The sequence below is a fragment of the Sporosarcina sp. P37 genome, from assembly GCF_002109365.1.
In the GTDB taxonomy this organism is placed as follows: Bacteria; Bacillota; Bacilli; order Bacillales_A; family Planococcaceae; genus Sporosarcina.
The window spans coordinates 1,266,036-1,287,545 of sequence record NZ_CP015349.1 but is presented as its reverse complement, the minus strand read 5'-3'; the positions used below and the strand labels follow the sequence as shown (position 1 = coordinate 1,287,545).

The 21,510-nt window shown below is 41.8% G+C and carries 28 protein-coding genes, 1 other RNA gene and 1 riboswitch; of the genes, 20 read left to right on the top strand and 9 right to left on the bottom strand.

The features are described from left to right. Positions 1–4: 4 nt before the first annotated feature. Together SporoP37_RS06735 and SporoP37_RS06730 are read left to right on the top strand one after the other, a co-directional pair. A complete protein-coding gene (locus SporoP37_RS06735; protein WP_085430570.1) occupies positions 5–595 on the top strand; it encodes a histidine phosphatase family protein in 591 nt (196 codons plus the stop codon). Continuing rightward, positions 579–1,091, top strand: coding sequence for a YcxB family protein (locus SporoP37_RS06730; RefSeq protein ID WP_158233654.1), 513 nt, complete (start codon positions 579–581; stop codon positions 1,089–1,091). Before SporoP37_RS06735 ends, SporoP37_RS06730 begins: the two co-directional genes overlap by 17 nt. A gap of 252 nt (positions 1,092–1,343) precedes the next feature. Here SporoP37_RS06730 and SporoP37_RS06725 read toward each other — a convergent pair whose 3' ends face one another. Then, positions 1,344–1,535 (bottom strand): hypothetical protein, encoded by a 192-nt coding sequence (locus tag SporoP37_RS06725; protein ID WP_085430568.1) that lies wholly within the window; start codon positions 1,533–1,535, stop codon positions 1,344–1,346. 128 nt (positions 1,536–1,663) lie between these two features. Between SporoP37_RS06725 and SporoP37_RS16905 the strand changes: the two genes are divergently transcribed. After that, positions 1,664–1,816, top strand: a complete 153-nt coding sequence (locus SporoP37_RS16905; protein WP_157118622.1) for a hypothetical protein — start codon at positions 1,664–1,666, stop codon at positions 1,814–1,816. Between the two features lie 51 nt (positions 1,817–1,867). On the opposite strand, the gene SporoP37_RS06720 is transcribed toward SporoP37_RS16905, so the two are convergent. Then, positions 1,868–2,614: an AAA family ATPase gene (locus SporoP37_RS06720; RefSeq protein WP_081242931.1), complete on the bottom strand. Its 747-nt coding sequence runs from the start codon at positions 2,612–2,614 to the stop codon at positions 1,868–1,870. 311 nt (positions 2,615–2,925) lie between these two features. On the opposite strand from SporoP37_RS06720, the gene SporoP37_RS06715 reads away from it, so the two are divergent. The 3 genes from SporoP37_RS06715 (at position 2,926) to SporoP37_RS17685 (ending at position 5,465) form a co-directional block, all read left to right on the top strand. Continuing rightward, a complete protein-coding gene (locus SporoP37_RS06715) occupies positions 2,926–3,741 on the top strand; it encodes a Cof-type HAD-IIB family hydrolase (RefSeq protein WP_085430567.1) in 816 nt (271 codons plus the stop codon). 151 nt (positions 3,742–3,892) lie between these two features. Then, entirely contained in the window at positions 3,893–4,429 is a 537-nt protein-coding gene (locus tag SporoP37_RS06710; protein ID WP_085430566.1) for an acyl-CoA thioesterase, read from the top strand. 253 nt (positions 4,430–4,682) lie between these two features. Beyond that, positions 4,683–5,465 (top strand): ASCH domain-containing protein, encoded by a 783-nt coding sequence (locus SporoP37_RS17685; protein WP_081242928.1) that lies wholly within the window; start codon positions 4,683–4,685, stop codon positions 5,463–5,465. A 168-nt stretch (positions 5,466–5,633) separates the two neighbouring features. Here SporoP37_RS17685 and SporoP37_RS06700 read toward each other — a convergent pair whose 3' ends face one another. After that, complete coding sequence (locus SporoP37_RS06700) at positions 5,634–6,335, bottom strand: YczE/YyaS/YitT family protein (RefSeq protein ID WP_081242927.1); 702 nt, start codon at positions 6,333–6,335, stop codon at positions 5,634–5,636. Positions 6,336–6,660: 325 nt separating this feature from the next. Between SporoP37_RS06700 and wrbA the strand changes: the two genes are divergently transcribed. Together wrbA and rpoN are read left to right on the top strand one after the other, a co-directional pair. Continuing rightward, positions 6,661–7,284, top strand: coding sequence for an NAD(P)H:quinone oxidoreductase (gene wrbA, locus SporoP37_RS06695; protein ID WP_085430565.1), 624 nt, complete (start codon positions 6,661–6,663; stop codon positions 7,282–7,284). A gap of 145 nt (positions 7,285–7,429) precedes the next feature. Beyond that, on the top strand, positions 7,430–8,710 hold the full coding sequence (gene rpoN, locus SporoP37_RS06690) for an RNA polymerase factor sigma-54 (protein WP_085430564.1): 1,281 nt from the start codon (positions 7,430–7,432) through the stop codon (positions 8,708–8,710). Positions 8,711–8,764: 54 nt separating this feature from the next. On the opposite strand, the gene tatA is transcribed toward rpoN, so the two are convergent. Further along, positions 8,765–8,962, bottom strand: a complete 198-nt coding sequence (gene tatA, locus SporoP37_RS06685; RefSeq protein ID WP_081242924.1) for a twin-arginine translocase TatA/TatE family subunit — start codon at positions 8,960–8,962, stop codon at positions 8,765–8,767. A gap of 149 nt (positions 8,963–9,111) precedes the next feature. Here tatA and SporoP37_RS06680 point away from each other — a divergent pair, with 149 nt between their 5' ends. Genes SporoP37_RS06680 through SporoP37_RS06670 form a run of 3 tightly spaced genes read left to right on the top strand, consistent with a single transcriptional unit; the run spans position 9,112 to position 12,742 of the window. Continuing rightward, positions 9,112–10,527: a spore germination protein gene (locus SporoP37_RS06680; protein WP_232329821.1), complete on the top strand. Its 1,416-nt coding sequence runs from the start codon at positions 9,112–9,114 to the stop codon at positions 10,525–10,527. Then, positions 10,524–11,621 (top strand): GerAB/ArcD/ProY family transporter, encoded by a 1,098-nt coding sequence (locus SporoP37_RS06675; RefSeq protein ID WP_085430563.1) that lies wholly within the window; start codon positions 10,524–10,526, stop codon positions 11,619–11,621. Before SporoP37_RS06680 ends, SporoP37_RS06675 begins: the two co-directional genes overlap by 4 nt. Then, complete coding sequence (locus tag SporoP37_RS06670) at positions 11,618–12,742, top strand: Ger(x)C family spore germination protein (RefSeq protein ID WP_085430562.1); 1,125 nt, start codon at positions 11,618–11,620, stop codon at positions 12,740–12,742. The genes SporoP37_RS06675 and SporoP37_RS06670 overlap by 4 nt, the downstream gene beginning before the upstream one ends. Positions 12,743–12,837: 95 nt before the next feature. On the opposite strand, the gene SporoP37_RS16900 is transcribed toward SporoP37_RS06670, so the two are convergent. The 3 genes from SporoP37_RS16900 to SporoP37_RS06660 form a co-directional block, all read right to left on the bottom strand. Further along, positions 12,838–12,996, bottom strand: a complete 159-nt coding sequence (locus SporoP37_RS16900) for a hypothetical protein (protein ID WP_155961314.1) — start codon at positions 12,994–12,996, stop codon at positions 12,838–12,840. Positions 12,997–13,121: 125 nt separating this feature from the next. After that, entirely contained in the window at positions 13,122–13,619 is a 498-nt protein-coding gene (locus tag SporoP37_RS06665) for a DUF3231 family protein (RefSeq protein ID WP_081242921.1), read from the bottom strand. 67 nt (positions 13,620–13,686) lie between these two features. Continuing rightward, positions 13,687–14,172 (bottom strand): antibiotic biosynthesis monooxygenase family protein, encoded by a 486-nt coding sequence (locus SporoP37_RS06660; RefSeq protein WP_085430561.1) that lies wholly within the window; start codon positions 14,170–14,172, stop codon positions 13,687–13,689. A 154-nt stretch (positions 14,173–14,326) separates the two neighbouring features. Between SporoP37_RS06660 and SporoP37_RS06655 the strand changes: the two genes are divergently transcribed. From SporoP37_RS06655 to SporoP37_RS06645, 3 genes are all read left to right on the top strand, one after another. Beyond that, on the top strand, positions 14,327–14,650 hold the full coding sequence (locus SporoP37_RS06655; protein WP_085430560.1) for a four-helix bundle copper-binding protein: 324 nt from the start codon (positions 14,327–14,329) through the stop codon (positions 14,648–14,650). 242 nt (positions 14,651–14,892) lie between these two features. Next, positions 14,893–15,603, top strand: coding sequence for a type II restriction-modification system restriction endonuclease (locus tag SporoP37_RS06650; protein ID WP_196796872.1), 711 nt, complete (start codon positions 14,893–14,895; stop codon positions 15,601–15,603). Further along, positions 15,600–17,384: a hypothetical protein gene (locus SporoP37_RS06645; protein ID WP_085430559.1), complete on the top strand. Its 1,785-nt coding sequence runs from the start codon at positions 15,600–15,602 to the stop codon at positions 17,382–17,384. The genes SporoP37_RS06650 and SporoP37_RS06645 overlap by 4 nt, the downstream gene beginning before the upstream one ends. A 79-nt stretch (positions 17,385–17,463) precedes the next feature. Here the strand turns inward: SporoP37_RS06645 and ssrS are convergent. Further along, a non-coding RNA gene (ssrS, locus tag SporoP37_RS06640) (6S RNA) lies at positions 17,464–17,659 on the bottom strand. A gap of 112 nt (positions 17,660–17,771) precedes the next feature. Here ssrS and SporoP37_RS06635 point away from each other — a divergent pair. The 4 genes from SporoP37_RS06635 to SporoP37_RS06620 all read left to right on the top strand — a co-directional run bounded on the left by SporoP37_RS06635 (position 17,772) and on the right by SporoP37_RS06620 (position 19,303). After that, positions 17,772–18,005, top strand: coding sequence for a hypothetical protein (locus SporoP37_RS06635; protein ID WP_081242917.1), 234 nt, complete (start codon positions 17,772–17,774; stop codon positions 18,003–18,005). Between the two features lie 56 nt (positions 18,006–18,061). Beyond that, a complete protein-coding gene (locus SporoP37_RS06630) occupies positions 18,062–18,205 on the top strand; it encodes a Jag N-terminal domain-containing protein (RefSeq protein ID WP_158233653.1) in 144 nt (47 codons plus the stop codon). 177 nt (positions 18,206–18,382) lie between these two features. Then, the gene (locus SporoP37_RS06625; protein ID WP_081242915.1) at positions 18,383–18,898 is read left to right on the top strand and encodes a type 1 glutamine amidotransferase domain-containing protein; all 516 of its coding nucleotides are present in this window, start codon (positions 18,383–18,385) and stop codon (positions 18,896–18,898) included. Between the two features lie 222 nt (positions 18,899–19,120). Next, positions 19,121–19,303 carry a hypothetical protein gene (locus SporoP37_RS06620; protein WP_081242914.1) on the top strand — a complete coding sequence of 61 codons (183 nt, stop codon included), beginning with the start codon at positions 19,121–19,123 and terminating at the stop codon, positions 19,301–19,303. 68 nt (positions 19,304–19,371) lie between these two features. On the opposite strand, the gene SporoP37_RS06615 is transcribed toward SporoP37_RS06620, so the two are convergent. Further along, complete coding sequence (locus tag SporoP37_RS06615) at positions 19,372–20,502, bottom strand: methionine biosynthesis PLP-dependent protein (RefSeq protein ID WP_085430558.1); 1,131 nt, start codon at positions 20,500–20,502, stop codon at positions 19,372–19,374. A gap of 81 nt (positions 20,503–20,583) precedes the next feature. After that, positions 20,584–20,683, bottom strand: a riboswitch (SAM riboswitch). Positions 20,684–20,840: 157 nt separating this feature from the next. Here SporoP37_RS06615 and SporoP37_RS06610 point away from each other — a divergent pair. Together SporoP37_RS06610 and SporoP37_RS06605 are read left to right on the top strand one after the other, a co-directional pair. Further along, positions 20,841–21,176: a DMT family transporter gene (locus SporoP37_RS06610; protein ID WP_081242912.1), complete on the top strand. Its 336-nt coding sequence runs from the start codon at positions 20,841–20,843 to the stop codon at positions 21,174–21,176. 2 nt (positions 21,177–21,178) lie between these two features. Then, entirely contained in the window at positions 21,179–21,493 is a 315-nt protein-coding gene (locus tag SporoP37_RS06605; RefSeq protein ID WP_081242911.1) for a DMT family transporter, read from the top strand. Positions 21,494–21,510: the final 17 nt, after the last annotated feature.

Here is a 21,510-nt window from a genome sequence, read left to right as displayed (position 1 = left end):
TTCATTGACCATTATTGGCTTTATTCGACACGGCGTGACGACTTGGAACAAAGAAGGCCGCGCACAGGGAAGCTCGAATATACCGCTGGATGAAGAAGGTGTAGAAACCGCCCGGAAATTGGCGGAGCGTCTGGCCGAAGAAAAGTGGGATATTATCTTCACCAGCCCAATGATACGCGCCAGGCAGACAGCGGATTTACTTGCGGAACAATCCGGCGTACCTGTTGTCGAAGATGACCGCCTGCGCGAAAGAAGCGGCGGATTGATTGAAGGAACGACAGAACAGGAGCGGCTGCAGAAATGGGGGCCAAAGTGGCGGGAGCTGGATTTGAAATTTGAAACGGCAGAAAGCGTGATTGCCAGAGGACTTGAATTTGTAAATGAAAAAATTAGCGAAAATCCTGATCAGCGTCTGCTGATTGTCAGCCATGGGAGCTTCATCAAACGGATTATAGCTGCGCTGATGGAGGATTCACAATATGCCGTAACAATTGATAATACATCGCTGACTGTAATAGACGCAGAAAAGAAAAGCTGTCTGCTATTAAATGACACCGCGCACTTGGCAGGAGGATCCTATGGAGATTCAGTATAAATTAACGGAAGAAGATGTAGTTGCGTTCAATTTGTATCATGTGAAACATTCTAAAGTCGGGAAAAACTCGTTGCAGTGGCAACGATACATATCCCCATTAATATTTTTGCTGTTTGCATACTTCCTATCTGTATTTACGGAGATGCCAAAAGGGCCATTGTTTGCTGCATTTGGAATCACAGCGGTATTGTGGGTGATCTTCTATCCGAAGTATTTTTATTTTCATATTACCCGGCAGGTACGTAAGATGCTGAAAGAAGGCAAGAATGAAGGATTAGTCGGAGAGCATCTGATGAAGATGAACAAGCCGGGAATTACGGATAAGACTTCTGTAGGCGAAACAGCTGTGCAGTGGACGGGAATAAAGCAGCTGAGAGAAGATGCGGAGTATTTTTACGTGTACACGAGTACGGTAAGTGCGTATATTATACCGAAGCGGGATGTGTATTCGGCGGATGGATTCAAGTCGTATGTCCGGAAGCGAATGTTAGCCTGATAAGATAGGAAGCATTCGTGTGATCATTAGACAGTGCGTTTACGATTGCTGACTCTGAACAGAAATTCTTGAAAATAATTCTTAGTAAAAAAGAATGGCCCTTGAAGTTCGTAACTTCGGGACATTCTTTTTATTATGCTCTTAAACGCCGGACTCAATTACCAGTTACGTTCAGTTCCTAAACGAATTTTTACTTTACTCTTTTGCATTGGCGGCTCTGACTTGCTGTTCTTCTTTCGGTTTCAAACAGACTTATCTTTTTCCAGGTTTCATTTCTCGTAAGCCGATACGCATTGCAGCAATAGCGCTTGTTAGATTTAATATGACAGCAATCGCCAAAAGTGCCCACATGACTTTTTCAGGCAGATCGAGAAAAATAGCTAAAAATAAAAGAGTGAAGCCGATCACCAGCATGAGTATATAGATAGACAATTTCTTGCGCACAAAGGAGTCCACCTTTCTTAGATTCTTCCCTCATTGTAGCATGAAAAATCAGGTATTCTAAAATGTGTGTTTTTATTTTGAGTAACTGGGGAATAATAAAGTTACAAATTCAGACAGGAGTGTGTGAAATGACAAAAAGTTATGCAGATACACCTGAACATGGCCAAGATAGGAGTTCATCCAAGATCGCAAACGATGCAGCGAAGGCAGCTGAAGAGCAAGTGGAAGAAATAAAGAAAGAAGCAAGGCGAGAAGTGCAGAATAAAAACGGAAAAGAATAAAGTCAAAAAGCGATTATTTCCGAGGAAATAATCGCTTTTTATCGTCTGAATTTATTTCAGCAGATAATGCAGCATTCGATCTTTATCATCAAAAAACTGCTTCATAATTTGGTAATGGCTTGTCTCTTCTATTGTCGCTTCCTGTGCACCTTCATTTGTAAATTCGATAATCTTCGCGTCAGGGTAGGATAGGAGCAGCGGTGAGTGTGTTGCAATAATGAACTGTGAACCTTTGCCAACCAAGTCATGAATCCTGCTCAACATAGAAAGTTGACGCATGGGAGATAGTGCAGACTCCGGTTCATCCAATAAATAGATTCCGTTACCTCTAAAGCGATGAATGAATGTCGACCAAAAGGATTCGCCGTGTGACTGTTCATGCAATGATTTCCCGCCAAAACCGTCTATAATACGGGGGCTCGGACCTGGTGAACTGTCCAACTCCTCAATCGTCGTTGCCAGGTTATAGAACGTTTCGGCACGAAGAAAGAAACCGTCAGCGGGGCGAATCACGCCTTTGATGAGAGTGATGTATTCGTCCAATATAGAATGTGAATCATACGTAGAAAAGTTGAAATGCAGAGAACCGCCTTCAGGATTGAAACCTGCTGCCACTGCGATAGCTTCGAGCAGTGTAGACTTCCCTGTACCATTTTCGCCTACAAAGAAAGTAACATTTGGATGAAGTTCTAACTCTTCTAAAGTGCATATACTAGGCAAATGAAACGGATAGTCAATAAAAGATGGAACAGAATCACGTTTCAAACGGATACGGCGAATGTATTGATCAGATTGCATACTGTATTCCCCCTTTGTATAACTATACTATAATAGTGCCTAACTATTTCTAGAAAGCTCCAGTTCACTGGATTTCCTGCTCCAGACTATCCCTTCATGTTTTCTTCCTCCTCAATCTTGAGTCCGAAATTGACTCTGTGCCCTGCATTGGTAAATCAGCGTGCTTTAAGCAATTTCACAGCAATTTACCAAATGAATTGGTAGACTACATGGTATATAGCCGCCTGGCATGCAGCGTCAGCAAGACGATGTACGGATAGATCAGAAAGAGAAAATTGAAAGTAAACGAATAGAAGGAAGGGGAAACGAAAATGAATTCGGATAAAAAAATTGTGTTTTTTGATTTGGACGGAACGTTAATGAATCATGATAAAACAATTTTAGAATCGACAAAGCAATCGCTTAAAGCATTGCAAGATAAAGGAATTTATACTGTCATTTGCACAGGCAGGGCACCGCTAATGTTTCAATGGCTGCTGGAGGAGTTATCGTTCGACTCCTATATATCTATGAACGGACAGCATGCTGTACTGGAAGGGAAAGAAATCTATTCGAATCCTATTGAGCGTGAAATCCTGCATCAGCTTACAGAGCTTGCCCATAAAAACGGGCATGGTTTAACGTATGCCACGTTTGAATCGTTCGTAACAAATGCCGATGCGCATCCGTTCGTACAAGGAGGAACATCTCGTTTGAAAATACCTTATCCGCCAGTAGACCCGCAAGTATACGTTCATTCCGATGTTAATCAGGTGCAGATCTATTCCAGTCCTAACGAAATGGAAGAGTATATGAATGTATTTAAAGACTATACATTTATTCGGTGGGATGAATGCTCAGTCGATATGCTGCCTAATGGCGCCTCAAAAGCAATAGGTATTCAAAAGATGCTCGAATACTTACAGATCCCTGTCGAAAACAGCTACGCATTCGGCGATGGTGAAAATGATATGGAAATGATTAAGACCGTTGGCACTGGTATTGCAATGGATAATGCAATTCCTGAGTTAAAAGAAATTGCTGATTTTATTACAGCATCATGCGCTGAGGATGGAATTATGAAAGGTCTGCTGGAAACAGGTCTGTTGGAAGAAAAGGATCTGCCAATGCTTCAAGAAAGCAAGTAATATCAATAGAAGAAATGTAAATGGAAGTCTATTCTTGACAGTTGTGTGAACGAGGTGTATATTTAGATGATATACAAAAAAGGAATATTTTAATTTTTCAAATTACTTATAAAGTAATTTGCTGCACAATCCAGAGGAGGCTTCATTTACAATGAAACTAGAAAAGCAGTGTCGGGAATCAAGGGTCGTACGTACGAGCAGGGTGTTTCCGAACGACGTTAACAATCATAACACATTGTTTGGCGGACGTTTAATGAGCGATATTGATCAAATTGCATCGATTTCTGCAGCTCGGCACAGCAGAGCAGATTGTGTCACGGCATCTATGGATTCTGTTGACTTTCTGTATCCGATCCGTCCTTCCGATTCAGTATGCTTTGAGTCGTATGTGACTTGGACCGGGACATCTTCCATGGAAATATTCGTGAAAGTCATTGCGGAAGATTTGGCTACCGGCGAATGTAAAATTGCGGCGACTTCATTGTTAACGTTTGTGGCACTGGATAAAGATAAAAAGCCTTTAACCGTTCCCCGTGTTATCCCTGTAACAGAAGAGGAAAAATATTTGCATGAAACCGCACCGCAGCGGGCTGAAATCCGTAAAATGAGAAAGCAGCAAAGTAAAGATTTGGCTACGGTATTAACGAACAATTATCCATGGCATGAACCTGCTCAAGTGAATGCATAAATGATGCCGTCGAAGTATGCTGGCGAAATTTCAGTAAAAATAATGTATAACTTTCGACAGGATAACACACACTGATAAAAGATAGGACGTTCTCTAATTTACATACTTGGAGGATACCTATCTTTTTTGTTTTGATAACATGAATTATTTACATATACCACAGAAATATAAATTGTCAGTAACTTTCCCAAAAAGCAGTCTGGTGAAGGTATAATAGAAATCATCAACTGAAAGATAAGGAGAATGAATAACTATGGCTGCAACAATTACTCCGGAAGAATTATATAAGAAAATAGAAGCTCGGGAGGATTTTCTGCTGGTGGATGTGCGTGCAGAAGATAAATACAATCATTTTCATATTGAAGGTGATGCTGTCCAAGAGTTGAACTTGCCGAAAACCAACATATTTCAGCTAGAAGAAGAACACAGCCAAAGCCTGCCGGAATTACCGGCCGACAAAAAAATGGTGATTACGTGTACGACAGGAAACTCTGCGGCCAGATGCGCAGCCATTCTTTCTGACCGTAATTATCATGCAGTCGTGCTGGAAGGCGGAATCACTGCATGGAAAGAGTACGTAAGCAGAAAATCGGTCATTCAAATGTGGGAAAAATATAAAGAAATTCAGCCCGAAGCCCCTGACCGCTACGAAGCATGGTCTTTTGGTGATTCAAAAGAGATGGCGGATAATTTGTTGAATTTGACGGCAGCAGGAGTTAAAACGGCAACCGCATCGAACTATCTCCTGTATCAAGCGGAAAATGAACCGTTGCCCGAGCCGGGTCTTCATAATATTATTCTCGATGGTGACGGCATAGCAGCAGCAATTGTTGAAACGACATCGGTGGAAGTAGTTCCTTTCAATGAAGTGACGGAAGAGCATGCATACCTGGAAGGGGAAGGGGATCGCTCTCTTCGCTATTGGAGGGAAGTCCATGAGGCATTTTTTACGAAAGAGCTGAAAGAGATCAACGGGGATTTTTACGACACGATGCCGGTCGTTTGTGAGAAGTTTCGTTTAGTATATAAGAAATAATTAGCATGTAGGACAGTGGGCGGTAAGGCAGCCCTTATTCGTTCATCAACCTAAACTTTTTCAGAAGTCATCCGCAGCGTTAAACTTTATAACTCCCAGTCACAAAAGGAGATGCCCTGGAAGCCGTATTGCTTCGACTTACGGAACATCTCCTTTTGTACTATACGTTCATTTGTGCAGGGGCCCAGGCAATTCTTTTTCTTTTGCCGTCAAATCCTTTTTGCTAGTAAGTACCCAGCTCTGAAGCGCGGGCTGGAAACGAGGCATGGCATAACCAAGGATCTTTCCGATGAAATACGCTGCCAATAGAGTACCGATTCCAATAGCTCCGAGCGTATGGATAAATACTAAACAGATGATGCCTGCCAATACTACATTCAGCAAGTCGCTGGTGATCTTTGCTTTCCCAAATTTCATTTTGAATCGGTCACTAATAACATACGTTAAGGCATCGTAAGGCATTAATGGTAATTTCGCGGTGAAATAGGCCAGCAATCCGGCAGAAATAACATACAGACTGACTGCTAAGTATATGTATCTTCCCAGCAGTGTTTCAGGAGCAGACAATAATTGAACGATTGCCAGTGTCAGATCCATGAAAACACCAAATAGAAATACGATTATCAGCTGAACGATGAATTCACGCAGTCCAATACGTTTTTCTGTCAACAGAATCTGAATAAAAACAAATAGAATATTTGCTAATACAGTGGTAGTCCCAATAGTTAATCCTGAAGTGAGTGAAATCGCGTATGCTAAAGATGATACGGGGGAGACGCCGAGGTTTGCCTGTATTGAAAAGCTGACACCTAACGATAATAAAAATAATCCTGTTATATATAGAATGAGTCGTTTCGTAATACTATTCATATTGGATAAGGACCTCAGCTTTCTGACTCGTTATATCCATTTTAGCATGGAATAGGAAATATGAATAATATATAATTATAAGAGAACGCATACATAAAACAACTAGTAAAGTAATAAATAGTGGGCAAGTTCAACGGATAAAACAGCGCCCCAATGGGAAATAAGGAACCAGCGGACTCTAGTTCCAGTAGAATAGAAAACTATATTGGTAAAAAAAGTGCATGATTTTTATTTGGCCAGAAACAGTTAGCGGTTCATTCAGTCAATTATTGACCGAATGAGGATAGTTGCTGGCTGTTCAATAGATGTAAGGAGGGAGCCGTCGGTGGCGAATGTAAATTTAGCAGTTATATATTATAGTGCGACAGGCACGAATTATCAGCTCGCCAGATGGGCAGCGGAAAGCGGTCAGCAGGCCGGTGCGCAAGTAAAAGTGCTGCGTGTGGAGGAATTGGCATCACAAGATGTAATTGACAAAAATGAAGCCTGGAAAGCGCATAGAGAAGAAGCGAAAGATGTGCCTATAGCGACGGTCGAGGATCTAGTGTGGGCAGATGCAATCATTTTCAGTGTGCCGTCAAGATTTGGAAATATTCCATCTGAGATGAAACAATATCTAGACGGGACAGGAGAAGTTTGGTCACAAGGCAAGCTGGTTAATAAGGTAGTCAGTGCAATGTCCTCAGCTGATCATCCGCATGGCGGTCAGGAATCGACCATTAAGGCACTTTACACGACAATGATGCATTGGGGTGCAATTATTGCAGCGCCGGGTTATTCTGATCCTTCGATATTTTTAGCTGGCGGGAACCCATACGGAACCAGCGTAACAGTGGATAAAGAACATCATCAGATTAAAGATGCAGAAAGTGCGGTAAGGTACCAGGGAGCGCGTACAGTTACTATTTCCTCTTGGATTAAACAGGGACGCAACAGGTGGAATGAATAGAACGCAGCAAGGGGGCACTGGCTTCCTTGCTGTTTTTTTAAAAAATTTTATCAACAGATGAAAAGCATGATATGATAGATGAATATAAATGAAAGCGCATCCAATTGTTATCTTTAAAAGTAATGTACGTTAGGAGGGAACTGCTATGGAGATGGTCCTTCGGCAAAAGCAGGAGTTGGGTCTGCACATGACAACAGAGCTTCGCCAGGCTATTGAGTTGCTGCAATTATGCACATATGACTTGGAACAATATATTCGGGAGCAGGAACTGGAAAATCCTCTTATTGAATTAACAGAGCCAAAACTAGATCATTCATTTGAGGAACGGATCACCCGATCGTATGCCAGTTCAGAATCTGATTCACAAGAATGGGTGAAGCAGGATGAAGAGGGGAAACGTGACCAGCTGATTCAACAGATAAATGTCAATTTTCCTGATGAGAAAACGAAGCAATTTCTGAAGCGGCTGATTCACAGCCTGGATGACAACGGCTATCTATCAGCAGAAATGCAGTCAGTTACGGGAGTGGAAAAAGGAATTGAATTGCTGCAGCAAATTGGTCCCCCTGGCATCGGTGCGCGCAATTTGCGGGAATGTCTGCTGCTGCAGGCCAGGCAGAGCGAGGATTGTCCTGAATTTGCTGAAACGTTCATTGCGGATTATTTACCGCTTGTGGCGGACAGGAAATGGCAGGATATTGCGAGAGGGATGAATATCACAATGCCTCACGTGAAGGAATTGTATGACTTTTTATTAACGCTGAATCCCAGACCATGCCCGGAGCTTGCAAATACAAAGACGGAATTTATGGTTCCTGATGTGATCGTAGAAGAAAAACAAGGCAAGCTGACGTTTCATCTGAATGATCAGGAACTGCCAAAGATCAGTCTGCGCAAGGAATATGTATCTTCACTGAAAGGGAAGTCTGAACTTTCTAACTACCTGCAAGGCTATCATAAACAGGCGCAATGGTTATTAACGAGTATAGAACAGAGGCGCACTACGATGATCCGTATCGTCACGGATCTTCTGGAAAAACAGCAAACATTTTTCCGGCAAGGCCGTGAAGCTTTACAGCCTATGACATTAAAAGATATTGCAGACAGTATCGAAATGCATGAATCGACAATCAGTCGGGCGGTGTCGAATAAAGTAATACAAACACCAGCGGGAACTTTTGAAATGCGTTCATTATTTACGTCCAAGCTTGCAGCGCAAAACGGAGAAAGTGTTTCGCAATCGTCTGTCAAAGCAGCGCTGAAAGCACTCGTGGCAGATGAAGATAAGCGAAAGCCTTTATCCGATCAAAAAATTGCCGACTTTTTCTTAAAGGAGCAAGGAGTGACAATTTCACGCAGGACGATCAGTAAGTACCGGGAAGAATTGCAGATTCCCCCATCCAGTAAAAGAAAGTCAATCTTATAACAAGGGGAAAAGCCAATCACATGCGATTGGCTTTTTTGCTGTAACAACAACTAATTATTTCACTTGCTCTTTAGTTTCAATCTTCTTCGGTTCTTCATCATCGTCCATGATGTCTTTTGCAGACTTTTTAAATTCTGCCAGCGTTTTACCTACAGCTGATCCCACCTCAGGTAATTTGCGGGGGCCGAATAAAATTAGAACGATCACTAAAATAATGATTAATCCGGGAACTCCAATTGCAGCCAAATTCATAAATACTCCTCCTCTTCTTCGCGCGTAAGAAACAGTCTTTATCTGTATAATAACCGGTTTTTGTTCATCTGAAACACGATATATACAACTTTTCACTTCAGAAGAAAATGGCAAAAAGAAAATTTATAAATGATTAAAGTTTCCAAGGATTGGACAAACTGAAATTCAATCAGCGTGATCAGAAAGAAGTGATAAGTGTGGATGAATTAACGGGACAAACAGAAATGCCGGCTTATTTTAACCGGCTTGTCAAAGGATTGGCACCTTCTGCTGATATAGTGAAAAAGACATTGAAAAGCAAAGAAAAAGTTGTTCATTTGCTGTATTTAAAAAGCGTGGTAGATATGGCTCAGCTTCAGGAAATCCTGATTAAGCCTTTTTATGAGATGTCACAGGAACATAGTTTTTCAGAATATATAAAATCACTGCCATACGATACCAAAATGCCGACAGGGGATCAGGAAGTGCTAATCGAAATCACGAAGGGCAATGTTTTTGTGATGATGGATAAGCAAATCACATTACTTGAACTAAAATTAGTAGCGGCGAATACAGTCCAGGATGCTATTATGGAACCGACAATTCATGGACCCCAGCTTGGCCTCAGTGAGAGTATAGAAACAAATATAAATTTGATTCGGCAACGTTATCATAAACCGTCTTTAATTATTGAACCGATGCAGTTGAACGATATTTCTAATCGTGATATCGCATTAGTCTATGACGAAGGAAAAGTGCATCCAGGGCGCTTAGAAAAAGTCAGGGAACGAATTCAGTCATTGGAAGTCGAGCTGGTTCAGGCCTCGGGGGATTTACAGTATTACTTGAATAGCCAGAAATACAGTTTATTTCCCACCAGTATGCTGACTGAACGACCAGACCGGATTCTTCACAATGTGGCGCAAGGTAAAGTCGTTATCATGGTGGATGGAAGTCCGCATGCCATAATTGCACCTGTAGTGTTTTTTGATTTTATGGTGTCTATGGAAGATGAATACTATCCATTTTGGGTTTCGATATTAATTCGTTCTCTTCGGTATGGAGGGCTGTTTACCTGTATTACGCTGCCTGCGTTATACGTAGCAGTGACATCCTATACACCGGATATTTTCAGAACGGAACTCGCGCTGACCGTAGCGGCCAGCCGAATTGGCGTACCGTATCCGTCTTTTATTGAAGTATTTTTCATGCTGATATTTATCGAACTGTTGACGGAAGCGAGCATACGGCTGCCCAATGCAATCAGTGCGACCGCTACCACAGTCGGCGGACTGATACTCGGAACCGCTGCAGTAGAAGCTGCCTTGACTTCCAATATTATGGTAATCGTTGTGTCATTGGTGGCGATTTCCACATTCGTTATACCGATCAGTGAAATGGGTTATGCCATCAGGGTCTGCCGTTTTTTATTATTACTGTATACGACGGTATTTGGTTTGGCGGGTGCACTGCTAGGATTATTGGGATTGATGCTGTATTTAGTTAACAAAGACAGCTACGGTGAGCCGTATTTACGGATGTTCTGGCAAAACCGCCGGGAAGAATTGAAGGCGGATGATTCATGAGCCGCTTTGTTTATTTTTTACTGTTATCCAATATGGCCGCAAATCTTATTGCTGCGGGCCCCAGAATCTTATTCAGTAAAAGTGAAGACGGGGCGATTGTTGCAATTATTATGGGATTGTTTTTTGGAGTATTTATGAATTGGGCTTTAATTACTTCGCTCAAAGCGTTTCCAGGAAAAAGTTTGCCCGAAATTTTGACGCAGTATGTTAGCGGATGGATTAAAGTTCCGGTCCTGCTTTTCCTTGGCGGTATTTGGTACACTGCAGGTTTTCAGACGTTAATTACGTATATTGATATTCTTCTGCGATTTCTGACACCCGAAATGTCGGTATATACAGTCATTTCGATGTTTGTCATAGTAATCAGTTATAGCTTAATCATGCAAAGCAGAAACGTATTATATATGCTTGAACTCGTTTTTATCCTGTTTTTTCCGGTTGCAGTGTATTATGTGGTGAAGATTTACTTTGCAGAACAAATGAATTGGGATTATGTTGTGCTGGCTATGACGTATATTGACAATCCGCCAAGTTATCTTGTGTTTTCCACTACAGCTTTCTATTTTGTTGGGGCATTCGATATAATTATTTTCAATTCATTACTTAAGAAAAGAATGAAATTTGGCATAAAACAAGCATTGATTGTATTCTCTTTGGGCACGTTTACAGTCTTCACAAGCTACTTTATTCCAATAGGCGTATTAGGATTTGATGATATTGAAAATATTCTTTATCCATGGATTCTTACCAGTGATTCCATTCGGATGAAGTATGGAGTAATTGAGCGTGTAGTTTTTATCTTTTTAATTCTTTTCCTGGCTGTGGCATTTGTAAATATTATTCTGCATTGGCATGTTGCATATAAGCTGTTTGAAAGTGTATTCGGCATGGAAAAGTTAAGTGCAGGTATTCGTAAGTACAGCAGTATGGCAGCAGTAATTATAGTGTTTTGGACTGCCGCATTTTTTATAACGTTAAAAGTGACAGACTATGATTTATTTCTTTACAGTCAGTATTTCTTTCAGTTAATTCCAATCGTATTTGTCGGTTTGATGATACTCATGCTGCTGGTGAACAGGAGGGCAAGGTCATGAAACTCCCCTTAATTACTAAATGGTTTGCCGTCATGTTGTGTATGAGCAGTGTATTGCTGCAGTCAGGTTGTGCATTTAAAGATATTGATAAGCTTCTATTCGTCTCCGCGATAGCGATTGATCCGGCTGAACATCTGGAAAATGGTTATAAAGTCACGCTGAAAGTTGCCCTTCCATTCGGAGCGATAAAAGAGAGCAATAAGCCGAGTTACGCTTATCTTTCCCGTGAAGGAGAATCGGTGGGTGAAGCTATTCGGATGCTGGAAACACATGTGGATAAAGTATTGGAGCTTGGTCATATGAAAACGATAATCGTCAACGAGAAATTATTGACGAATCATATGCAATCATTTATGGATTACTTTATTAGACGGGGAGATATCCAATTAATTGCGTACGTTGCAGGTGCCAGACCTTCAGCGGAAACCGTTTTAAAAGTAGAGCCCTCGACCGAAGCGCCTGCATCGGTTGCATTATTCAACTTTTTCGGAAGAACTGCAAATGAAAGTCCGTTCATTGTAACTACCTTTTTATTTCAATTGAGAAGGGAAGTTTTGGCAAAAGGTATTAATCCGGTGCTACCGTTAATTGAAACGAATGATAAGCATGATGAACTAATAGTGAATAATGCTGTTGTAGTAGACCATCAGCGCGACCCGAAAGTATTATCCACCGTTGAAACGAAATACTATAATTCATTGCTGAAAGGTGCATCAGGACTTACGTATTTGGTTAAAGACGAGGATCTTAAGTTGTTAATAGATGTTAGCCAAAGTAAGATGAACTATCGCTTTGTTACTAAGAATGGAAATACAACGCCTGATGCCATAGAAATGCACTTCAAAATAAAGGGCGTTATAAAAGAGGCGAACAAGAAAATACTGCTTTCAAATTTAGAGGAATATAATCGTCTGGCATCAAAGGAAATGAAAAAGAAAATCAAACATTTCCTGACTGAAATGCAAGAAGAGAAACTGGATCCTGTAGGGTTTGGATTGCGTTTTCGTACTACCCGTCTGCATAAAGAAAGTTTATTTGCTGAATGGGAAAAAGCGTATGCAGATATGGAATTTACAATCCATGTAGATGTCGATTTGCAAGGGGCAGGGTCGATAGAATAACCATTGCGAAGCTGTCGCTTATCCTCATCATCCGCAGTAAAAAAAGAGTTATTCTAAGAAGTCATGAAGATGACTTCTTGAATAACTCTTTTTTCTTATTTTCTTTGGTTTCGCCGCTCTTTGTTTGGCATGCTGTCTGGCTGCTGCCGTTTCTCATCAAAAGTAAACTCTTCGCCAAACTCCACGTTTTCCGGCTGTTGTGTTCTTTCGTTCTGAGAATGCTGTTTCCGCTGCTTTCGTTCCTGCTTCTTCATAAGAATCCCCGTCCTTTTGTGTTGTTAGACGATTTTCATCCACGTGATTAGAGTGAGCAGAAACAAAGCTTTTATACATGAAAAAACTCCGCTTACGATAGACGGTCAGCGAAGTTTTGCAGTGATTAGTTCAGGTGAAGCGGCGGAGGGATAATCCACCCTTTTGATTTGTTCAGGCTCAGCAATTTAGCGCCGAATGCAGTCTTTTCCATATGACATTTTGCAAACATTGCCGCCACGTCTTCACGCAGACACTGACCCATTGCCATACTGCATGAAACGAGGCCCTGTCCTACGTTAATCGATATGGCTCCGCTTATTTCCGGATCCATAAAGCGTGCGCCGGCTGGGATATCCTCTGCGTTAGCTTCGGGTCTTTCGGGCAGAGAAGGCGGAGGCGTGATGCCATTTGACTTCAACACTTTACCGAAGTCCTTATTTTCCGCTTTCATCATCTTAATCGCTTCTTGAAGCAGCCGGATCAACTCTGGATCTTCTGCATGATTAACGAAGGCTTCGTAGCCGCTGATAAGACCGTTGTTTGCACCCATAAATGACCAAATAGCTGTGATCTCCCCGTAATGCAACGGTTGATCTTTTGGATTACCATCTAAAATACCCACAGAAACTCACTCCTCATATTGTTTTCGTATTCAGAAGTAGTCTCTGCAGATATCATTTTTTTATACGTTATTTTTTATAAGTCGTTACAAAAGAAGGCCTTGGGAAGATATTAGGGCGCTGATCGACACCTTCTTTTGTGCCGCGTTTCGCGTGTGCTTTACCGTATGCCTGTGAGGACTGCCAATTATGGAATGACTCTTCATCTTCCCACATCGTCAGAATTACATATGTATCGGAGCTGACAGGACGCAGTACCCGAATCGCAACAAAGCCCGGCTCCGCTTCAATCAGACGTGCCCGGTTATTGAAGCGCTGCTCAAAAATTTCACGGCCTTCTTCTGTTACAGGAATATTATTCAAAACGGCAAAACGTCCTGAAGGCAAATCACCGCTCTGGTCTAAAATTTCGTATTCAACCGCATTGTCGAGCGTTGTCGTTTCCGCTTCTTGCAATACAAGCACTTCTTCGTCATTATTCATCAATGACACACGAGTTTCTTCCGGCAGATTTCCTGCTTCTTCCAATGGGCCTGTCCATTTAAATAATTTCATGCAGAACACCTCATTCGTTTCTATTTTATTCATACTGCTTATTATAACCAATAATTGAAAGTGCTTTCAATGAAAAAGGAACGGCAACATATATGGTTTATCAGTCAGAAGATGCGGGAAGAGTGAAAATAACATACCATTTGGAGGCGATCAAATGAATCAGAAATACGAAGAAGTACTGACGGTATTGGAGGAGTGCGTGAAAGCATGTAATCATTGTTTCGACGCATGTCTAAGAGAAGAAGATCTGCAGATGATGGCTGACTGTATACGATTAGACCGTGAATGTGCAGATGTCTGTACATATGCTATTCAGGCGATTACAAGGCAAAGTCCGTTTACAGACAAAATTTTGAAATTATGTGCGGAAATTTGCGATGCATGTGCCGAAGAATGCGGAAAGCACGAACACGACCATTGCAAAAAATGTGCGGAAGCATGCCGCAAATGCGCAGAAGCTTGCCGAAATGCAGCATAACTTTTAATACAAGGAAGAGAGAGACTGGGACATAATATGAAAAAAGCGTAAAGGAGTTTATTCCCTTACGCTTTTTTATGTCTATTTTTTAATAAATACTTTGCAAAGCATTTGAGTGGAGCGCAGGGGAACGGACTTTATTTTTAGTTTTGTCCCAGCCTCTTTTCTTCTGCTTTCCTCTTCCTTGTTACAAAGAGAGCAGGCAGGTATAATTAAGGTTGATGAGAAACGGGGGATACAGAATGAAAAGGGAAGATCTGAATACGGTCAGTGCAATTGAAGAGACAGACGGATCCATTATTGAACTGACAATCGACACGATAAAAACAGAAGCGCGTAATTTCTGTATGTATCAGGAGCAGGTGAAAGTCCCGCATTTGTACGGTACGACTGACGGGAAAGCTGTAGGCACTTACATTGAGCATGAGTTTAAAGAGTATCTGACTGAAAAGTACTCGTTCTCCAAGGGGAATTCTGCCAGCGGTATTGACCTGCCAGGGGAAGAAATTCTGACTGATATTAAAGTTACATCCGCAAGACAGCCCCAATCCTCATGTCCTTTCAAATCCGCGAGCCAAAAAATCTACGGCCTCGGTTATAATCTGCTGTTGTTCGTTTATGAAAAAGTCGATGATCCAGTCACGCGGACAGCCACATTCAAATTTGTCAGCTGTGCGTTTATTGATAAAGCGAGAACTGCTGATTTCCAAACGACTAAAATGATCAACACGATTTTAGACAATGACGGGAATGCGGATGACTTGTTTGCTTTCTTTGAGGATAAAAACATTCCCGGAGATGAAATAGTCTATACACATCTGGCCAATGAAATTTTGGCTAATCGTCCTAAGCAAGGCTATCTGACGGTCTCGAATGCATTGCAATGGAGACTTCAGTACAAGAGAATTGTAGATATGCCTTCATCAATCGATGGAATTGAAAAAATCGTATGAACAACAGTCTGAAAGTATGGGAACAGATCGTTCAGTCGTATGAAACATCTGATGTGAGTCTGCTGAATGAACAAATGCGGGATGCTTACGGAATCAGTAACTTCTTTAAAGACAGCGAAGAAGTCCGGTTTTGGAAAGAGTCATATAAAGATGGGGAATTGCAAGTGGGAATTAGAGAGTTTGGAGATTTTCAAACTCCTGAGGACCTGGCTGACAGAGTTTGTAAAGTTCTTTTGAAAAAGGGAATCAGCCCAGCTGTATTAATAGAGCCTACGTTCGGAAAAGGGAACTTTATCCGCGCCGCCCTGCAGAACTTTGAAGAGATAGATCGGGTATATGGGGTAGAAATTCAAAAGCAATATGAAATATATTTTAAAAAGTTCATCTTGGAAAATAACCCGGTTAAGTTTCTAGGAAGAGATAAACTTACAATGGAAATACATCAGGACGATTTTTTCACACATACATTTCCTGAACATCTGCTTGAAGGGGAAGGGGAAGTACTGGTGCTTGGAAATCCGCCCTGGATTACTGTCGCTGAACTTAGCACATTAAGCTCTGCCAATATGCCGGAGAAATCCAACTTCAAAAAATACAGCGGACTGGATGCCATCACGGGGAAGAGTAATTTCGATTTATCAGAGTACATTATTACCCAGCTGCTCACTTTGTTGAACAAGACAAAACAAGGGACGCTTGCTATGCTTTGTAAAAATTCTATTGCCAAAAACATTGTCCATTCGCTGTCCAATCAGGAGTGGAACATTACTACATTGGAACTGTATAACTTTGACGCGAAAAAAGAGTTCGATGTTGCTACAGATGCGTCACTTTTCTTGGTCAGGTTAGGGGAAAAAGGGAAAGTCCGCGTAAATACTTGCGACGTCTACAGCTTGTCAGATCCTGATGCCAGGATGAAATCATTCGGCTGGGTCAATCAAAAGTTTGTATCAGACGTTGAATCTTATGAACTCAGTGCGGCAATAGATAATGTTTCTCCATTAGTTTGGCGGTCAGGTGTAAAGCATGATTGTTCCAAAATTATGGAACTTACCGTGACGGAAGAGGGTAAATTACTAAACGGCTTTAAAGAGTATGCAGACATAGAGGAAACGGATGTCTATAACTTGTTAAAAAGTTCTGATTTAAAAAAGGAGACTATTCCTAATAAAACCAGAAAAAAAGTCATAATTACTCAGCGGAAAATTGGCCAGGATACGTTATATATCAAAGACGAATCCCCGAACTTGTGGAAGTACTTGCAAGACAATAGGGGGTATCTGGATAAAAGAAAATCCTCCATTTATAAAGGAAAGCCGGATTTTTCTATTTTCGGGATAGGAGACTATTCGTTCGCTCCTTATAAAGTGGCAATTGCAGGTATGTATAAAAAATCAAATTTTTCATTAGTAATGCCAATCAATAATAAACCGGTGATGCTGGATGATACGTGTTACTTTCTAAGCTTTACTAAATATCTTGATGCGGTATTCACATTGCTGATAGTAAACAGTCCTATCGTTCAGGCATTCCTGCAGTCACTCGTATTCATTGATACGCAAAGGCCTTATACAAAAGATACGCTAATGAGAATTGATCTGATTGAGGTTTCCAGCCAATTAACTCTGGATGACCTTCTGGATTACGCAAAGGGATTTGATATCCATATCCCCTTTGGAGTTTCCGAAGAAGATTATGCAGATTATAAGCAAAGGCTAGCTGAAAATCCCGACACATTTTTCACAGGGGAAGCAGATTCAGCAAATATTCAAGAGGGATAAACCTTCATATAGTCAATCCCGCACTGCACATAGACAAAAAACACCTTCCATACGAAATGGAAGGTGTTTTTATGTCTTTATGTAAGCCGTCTTTGCCGTAGTTTAGTCATAGAAAGTTTTAAACCACCACTCCTCAAAGTGGGTGTTTGCGGAAAACGTTCCTGTATGTCCGGGCTGCTCTAAAGGAACCCGGCATGCCATTTCCGTTTCGTAATAAACTCCCTTTTACAGCTTAAAGGTTAAAACTTAATGTCGTACGAGCAATACAGCCTGTAGATGTATCATACACCCGGCTATGTAAAAATGCAAATGTAAAATTCTGCTGCATCTTGAATCTTTGCCTGCTTGCCAAACGTAGAGTAATGAAACGAGAAGGAGTGATCATGTATGGAAACGCATGTGAACAACCCGGAAACACAAGAATTGATCACGAGGCAGACGCAAGAAATTACCGCTCTGAATCAGGAAGTGGAAGAACTGCGCAAAGAAGTGAAACAACTGCGTGATGACATTGAACTTATTGATGTGTTCCAAAAGAAACCTGTAATCGGAGCAGATGTAATAGGAGTCGTAGGATTTTATATTATTGCTGCGTTAGTTATTATTGGAATATTTTTTTAATGAAGCGACGCCGATATGATACTATAAAAGTAATAGGATTATAGGCGGAGGTGGTCGTGTTGAAAAGGGCAGTTACGGTCCAGGCGAACACGGTAGATGAGGCGATTTTACAAGCATTGGAGATATTAAAATTACATCGTGAACAAGTGCATGTAGAAATCCTGACGAATCCGGGCAGACGGCTGCATCAAAATTGGTAAAGCCTATGGAGGCACGGAAATTCAAGTGGGCAACCGCAAACATGTCTTCTCGAAAGATGCAGTAAATATTAACGCTCACTTAAACGCTGAAGGAGAGCTCGACCTTGGATGATGTTTAGACCACTTATAGTTGTGGAATAGTATTTGCAGAACATCATATAAGGAGTGAGTAGCATTATGGCTAAAATTGCAGCAGTACTTGGAGACATGTTTGAGGATTCGGAATACCTGAAACCGGCCGCCGCATATAAGGAAGCTGGTCACGAAGTAGAAGTGATCGGTGCGGAAAAAGGGTCAGAAGTGACCGGTTTGAAGGAAAATACAAAGGTGAAAATCGATAAAACAATCGATGATGCCAAATCATCTGATTACGACGCATTGTTTATTCCAGGAGGATTTTCTCCGGATATTTTGCGCGCAGATAATCGCTTTGTGAAATTCGCCAAAGAATTCATGGATGCAGACAAACCTGTATTTGCTATTTGTCACGGTCCGCAGTTACTGATCACAGCAAAAGCGCTGGAAGGCCGCGATGCAACAGGTTATAAATCTATTCGCGTGGATATGGAATACGCTGGCGTGAAATATGCAGACAAAGAAGTCGTGGTGTGTCAGAACCAGCTTGTAACAAGCCGTCAGCCGGATGACATCCCCGCTTTTAACCGTGAATCATTGAAATTGCTGGAAAAATAATAATAGTTCAGCCGTCCGGGTATTTACAGCCCGGGCGGTTTTTCTATGTGCATTTTCCGCTCATAAAATTAACCGCGGGACCATACATTGGGGTATATTTTAAAATTCGTTGAAAAAGATTCTCAATTGCACTTGAAAATTGTTCTCAATGGGAGTATGCTAAAAGCAACGAATAACACGGAGAGACGATCGAGTCTTATAATTGAAAGGTCGGGATCTACTATGTATAAGATTGTTGCGTTGGCGGTACTGGCGGGAATTGGCTTAGGTGCGGCAGCAGGATTTTCATTTGGAAGCAAAGAACTGACAGGCATGGCGGCCGGACTCGCGGCGCTGGTGTTTATCGCAGCACCGGCGGCAGTAGTCTATGCAAGCGAAAAGAAAAAATGGCAGCAGGCGCATTAATCCATCACACGAAAACAACAGTCCGCACAGTCGATTCCATTCTGACTGTGCGGACTGTTTTATTTTACTTATTGTATCTTCACGCCTTCTGCAGCTTCCTTTGCAGCATAAAGGGCCTGTTTGACGTCAGCGATCAGGTCTTCCGCCTCTTCCACGCCGACAGAGAAACGCAGCAGACGGTCGTCTACGCCGCGGCGATTCCGTTCTTCAACCGGTATATCCATATGCGTTTGCGTAGTCGGATAGGTAATGAAGCTTTCCACTCCGCCCAAACTTTCAGCAAATGAAATTAACTTCATATTCTCCAGGAACGGACCGACCCACTCGCTGTTCTGTACACGGAACGACAGCATGCCGCCGACGCCTGCATACAGTACATCTGAAATGAGAGGTTCTTGTTCCAAATAGGAGACCATCGCTTTAGCATTGGCATCATGTTGTTTCATGCGCAAATGCAAAGTTTTCAGGCCGCGTACTACCAGCCAAGAATCAAATGGAGACAGTGTCGCTCCGATGGCGTTATGGCTAGTAAACAGTCGTTCACATAATTCTTCGCCTTTTGCCACGACAAGCCCCGCAAGCACATCATTGTGACCGCCGATATATTTAGTCGCGCTATGGATGACAATGTCTGCTCCTTCTTCAATCGGACGCTGGAAATAAGGGGTCAGAAATGTATTGTCAACGATGAGCAGCAGTCCGTGCTTTTTGGCGAGCTCTGCATAAGTGCTGATTGTAATATTTTGCATTAATGGATTCGTAGGCGTCTCCAGGAAAATAGCTCTTGTGCGTTCCGTGATAGCCTGCTCCACTTCTGAAACATTTTCAAATGACAGATAGTTTGTCGTGATGTTATACGTATTTTTGTATTGAGTAAACAGACGGTACGTACCGCCGTACAAGTCTTCAGGCGCAAGCAGTTCGTCCCCGGTTTTGAAAAGAGATAAGATGAGCTGAATGGCTGCCATACCGGAACTGCACGCGAATCCCTGATCTCCGGACTCCAAATCTGCGATTCCATCTTCAAGTACAGAACGTGTGGGATTTTTTGTTCTCGTGTAATCATACCCCGTAGATTTGCCGAGCCCGTCGTGATGGTAGGCTGTCGACATATAGATTGGCGGATTAACCGCCCCTGTTTTTTCGTCACTGTGATTGCCTAGTTGTACTAATCTCGTTTCTAATCCGCTGTTTGTCATGAATATCCATCCCTTCAGAAAAAAATAAAAGAGGACCTCTTCTTTTCGAATAGGCCCCCGAACATACAAGTGTATAGATTATTCTCATCTTCAAGGTGGACTCACCCTTGGAATTAGCACCGTGCCTGAGCTGGTTGCTGAGACTTCGCCGGGCCTATCCCTCCGTCTCTCTCGATAAGAATATTCACAATATAAGCAAAAGTGTTGACGAATTCATTCTATCATGTGTAAATAACGGATGCAAGTTTCCATTCAATCATCAATTGATGTCTTTTTATTTCAGTAAAATTATTGCTATACTGATAGACAATATGTATCGGTGAAGGAGGATTTTCATAATGGCTTGGGCGTATGTTGCATTAGCCGCTGTTGTAGAGATTTTCTGGGTTGTCGGTCTCCGATACTCGGAAACGGTCTGGCAATGGGCGGGAACGGGCGCAGCGATTATTTTCAGTTTTTACTTCATTATAAAAGCATGTGAAAAACTGCCTTCAGGAACTGTCTATGCAGTCTTTACAGGATCAGGAGCCGCAGCCATTCTGCTCGTTGATATATTTGTCTTCCATGCAGGGTTCACCTGGATTACGCTGTCTTTCATTGGATTAATTGTCATTGGGGTTGTCGGTATTAAAATGACGACAGATGAACATGGAGAGCAGAAGGGGGACGGCTGACAATGGCATGGGTTTATTTAATTATTGCCAGTCTTGGCGAAATTTTCGGTGTAATGAGCATCAATTATTACTTACAGAACCGCTCCGTAAAACGCCTGTTACTGATCGTCGGAATCTTTGGTTTTGGGTTTGTTTTTCTGTCATTGGCTATGCGGGAAATTCAGATGAGTACTGCTTACGCGGTATGGACAGGCTTAGGCGCAGCAGGTGCGGTGTTAATGGGGATATTGATTTTTAAGGAGCCGGCAAGTGGTAAGAGACTGTTCTTCTTATCACTCATTATTTTAGGTGCAGTAGGATTAAAATTATTCGGCTGAATGAAAGGCGGTGCTGA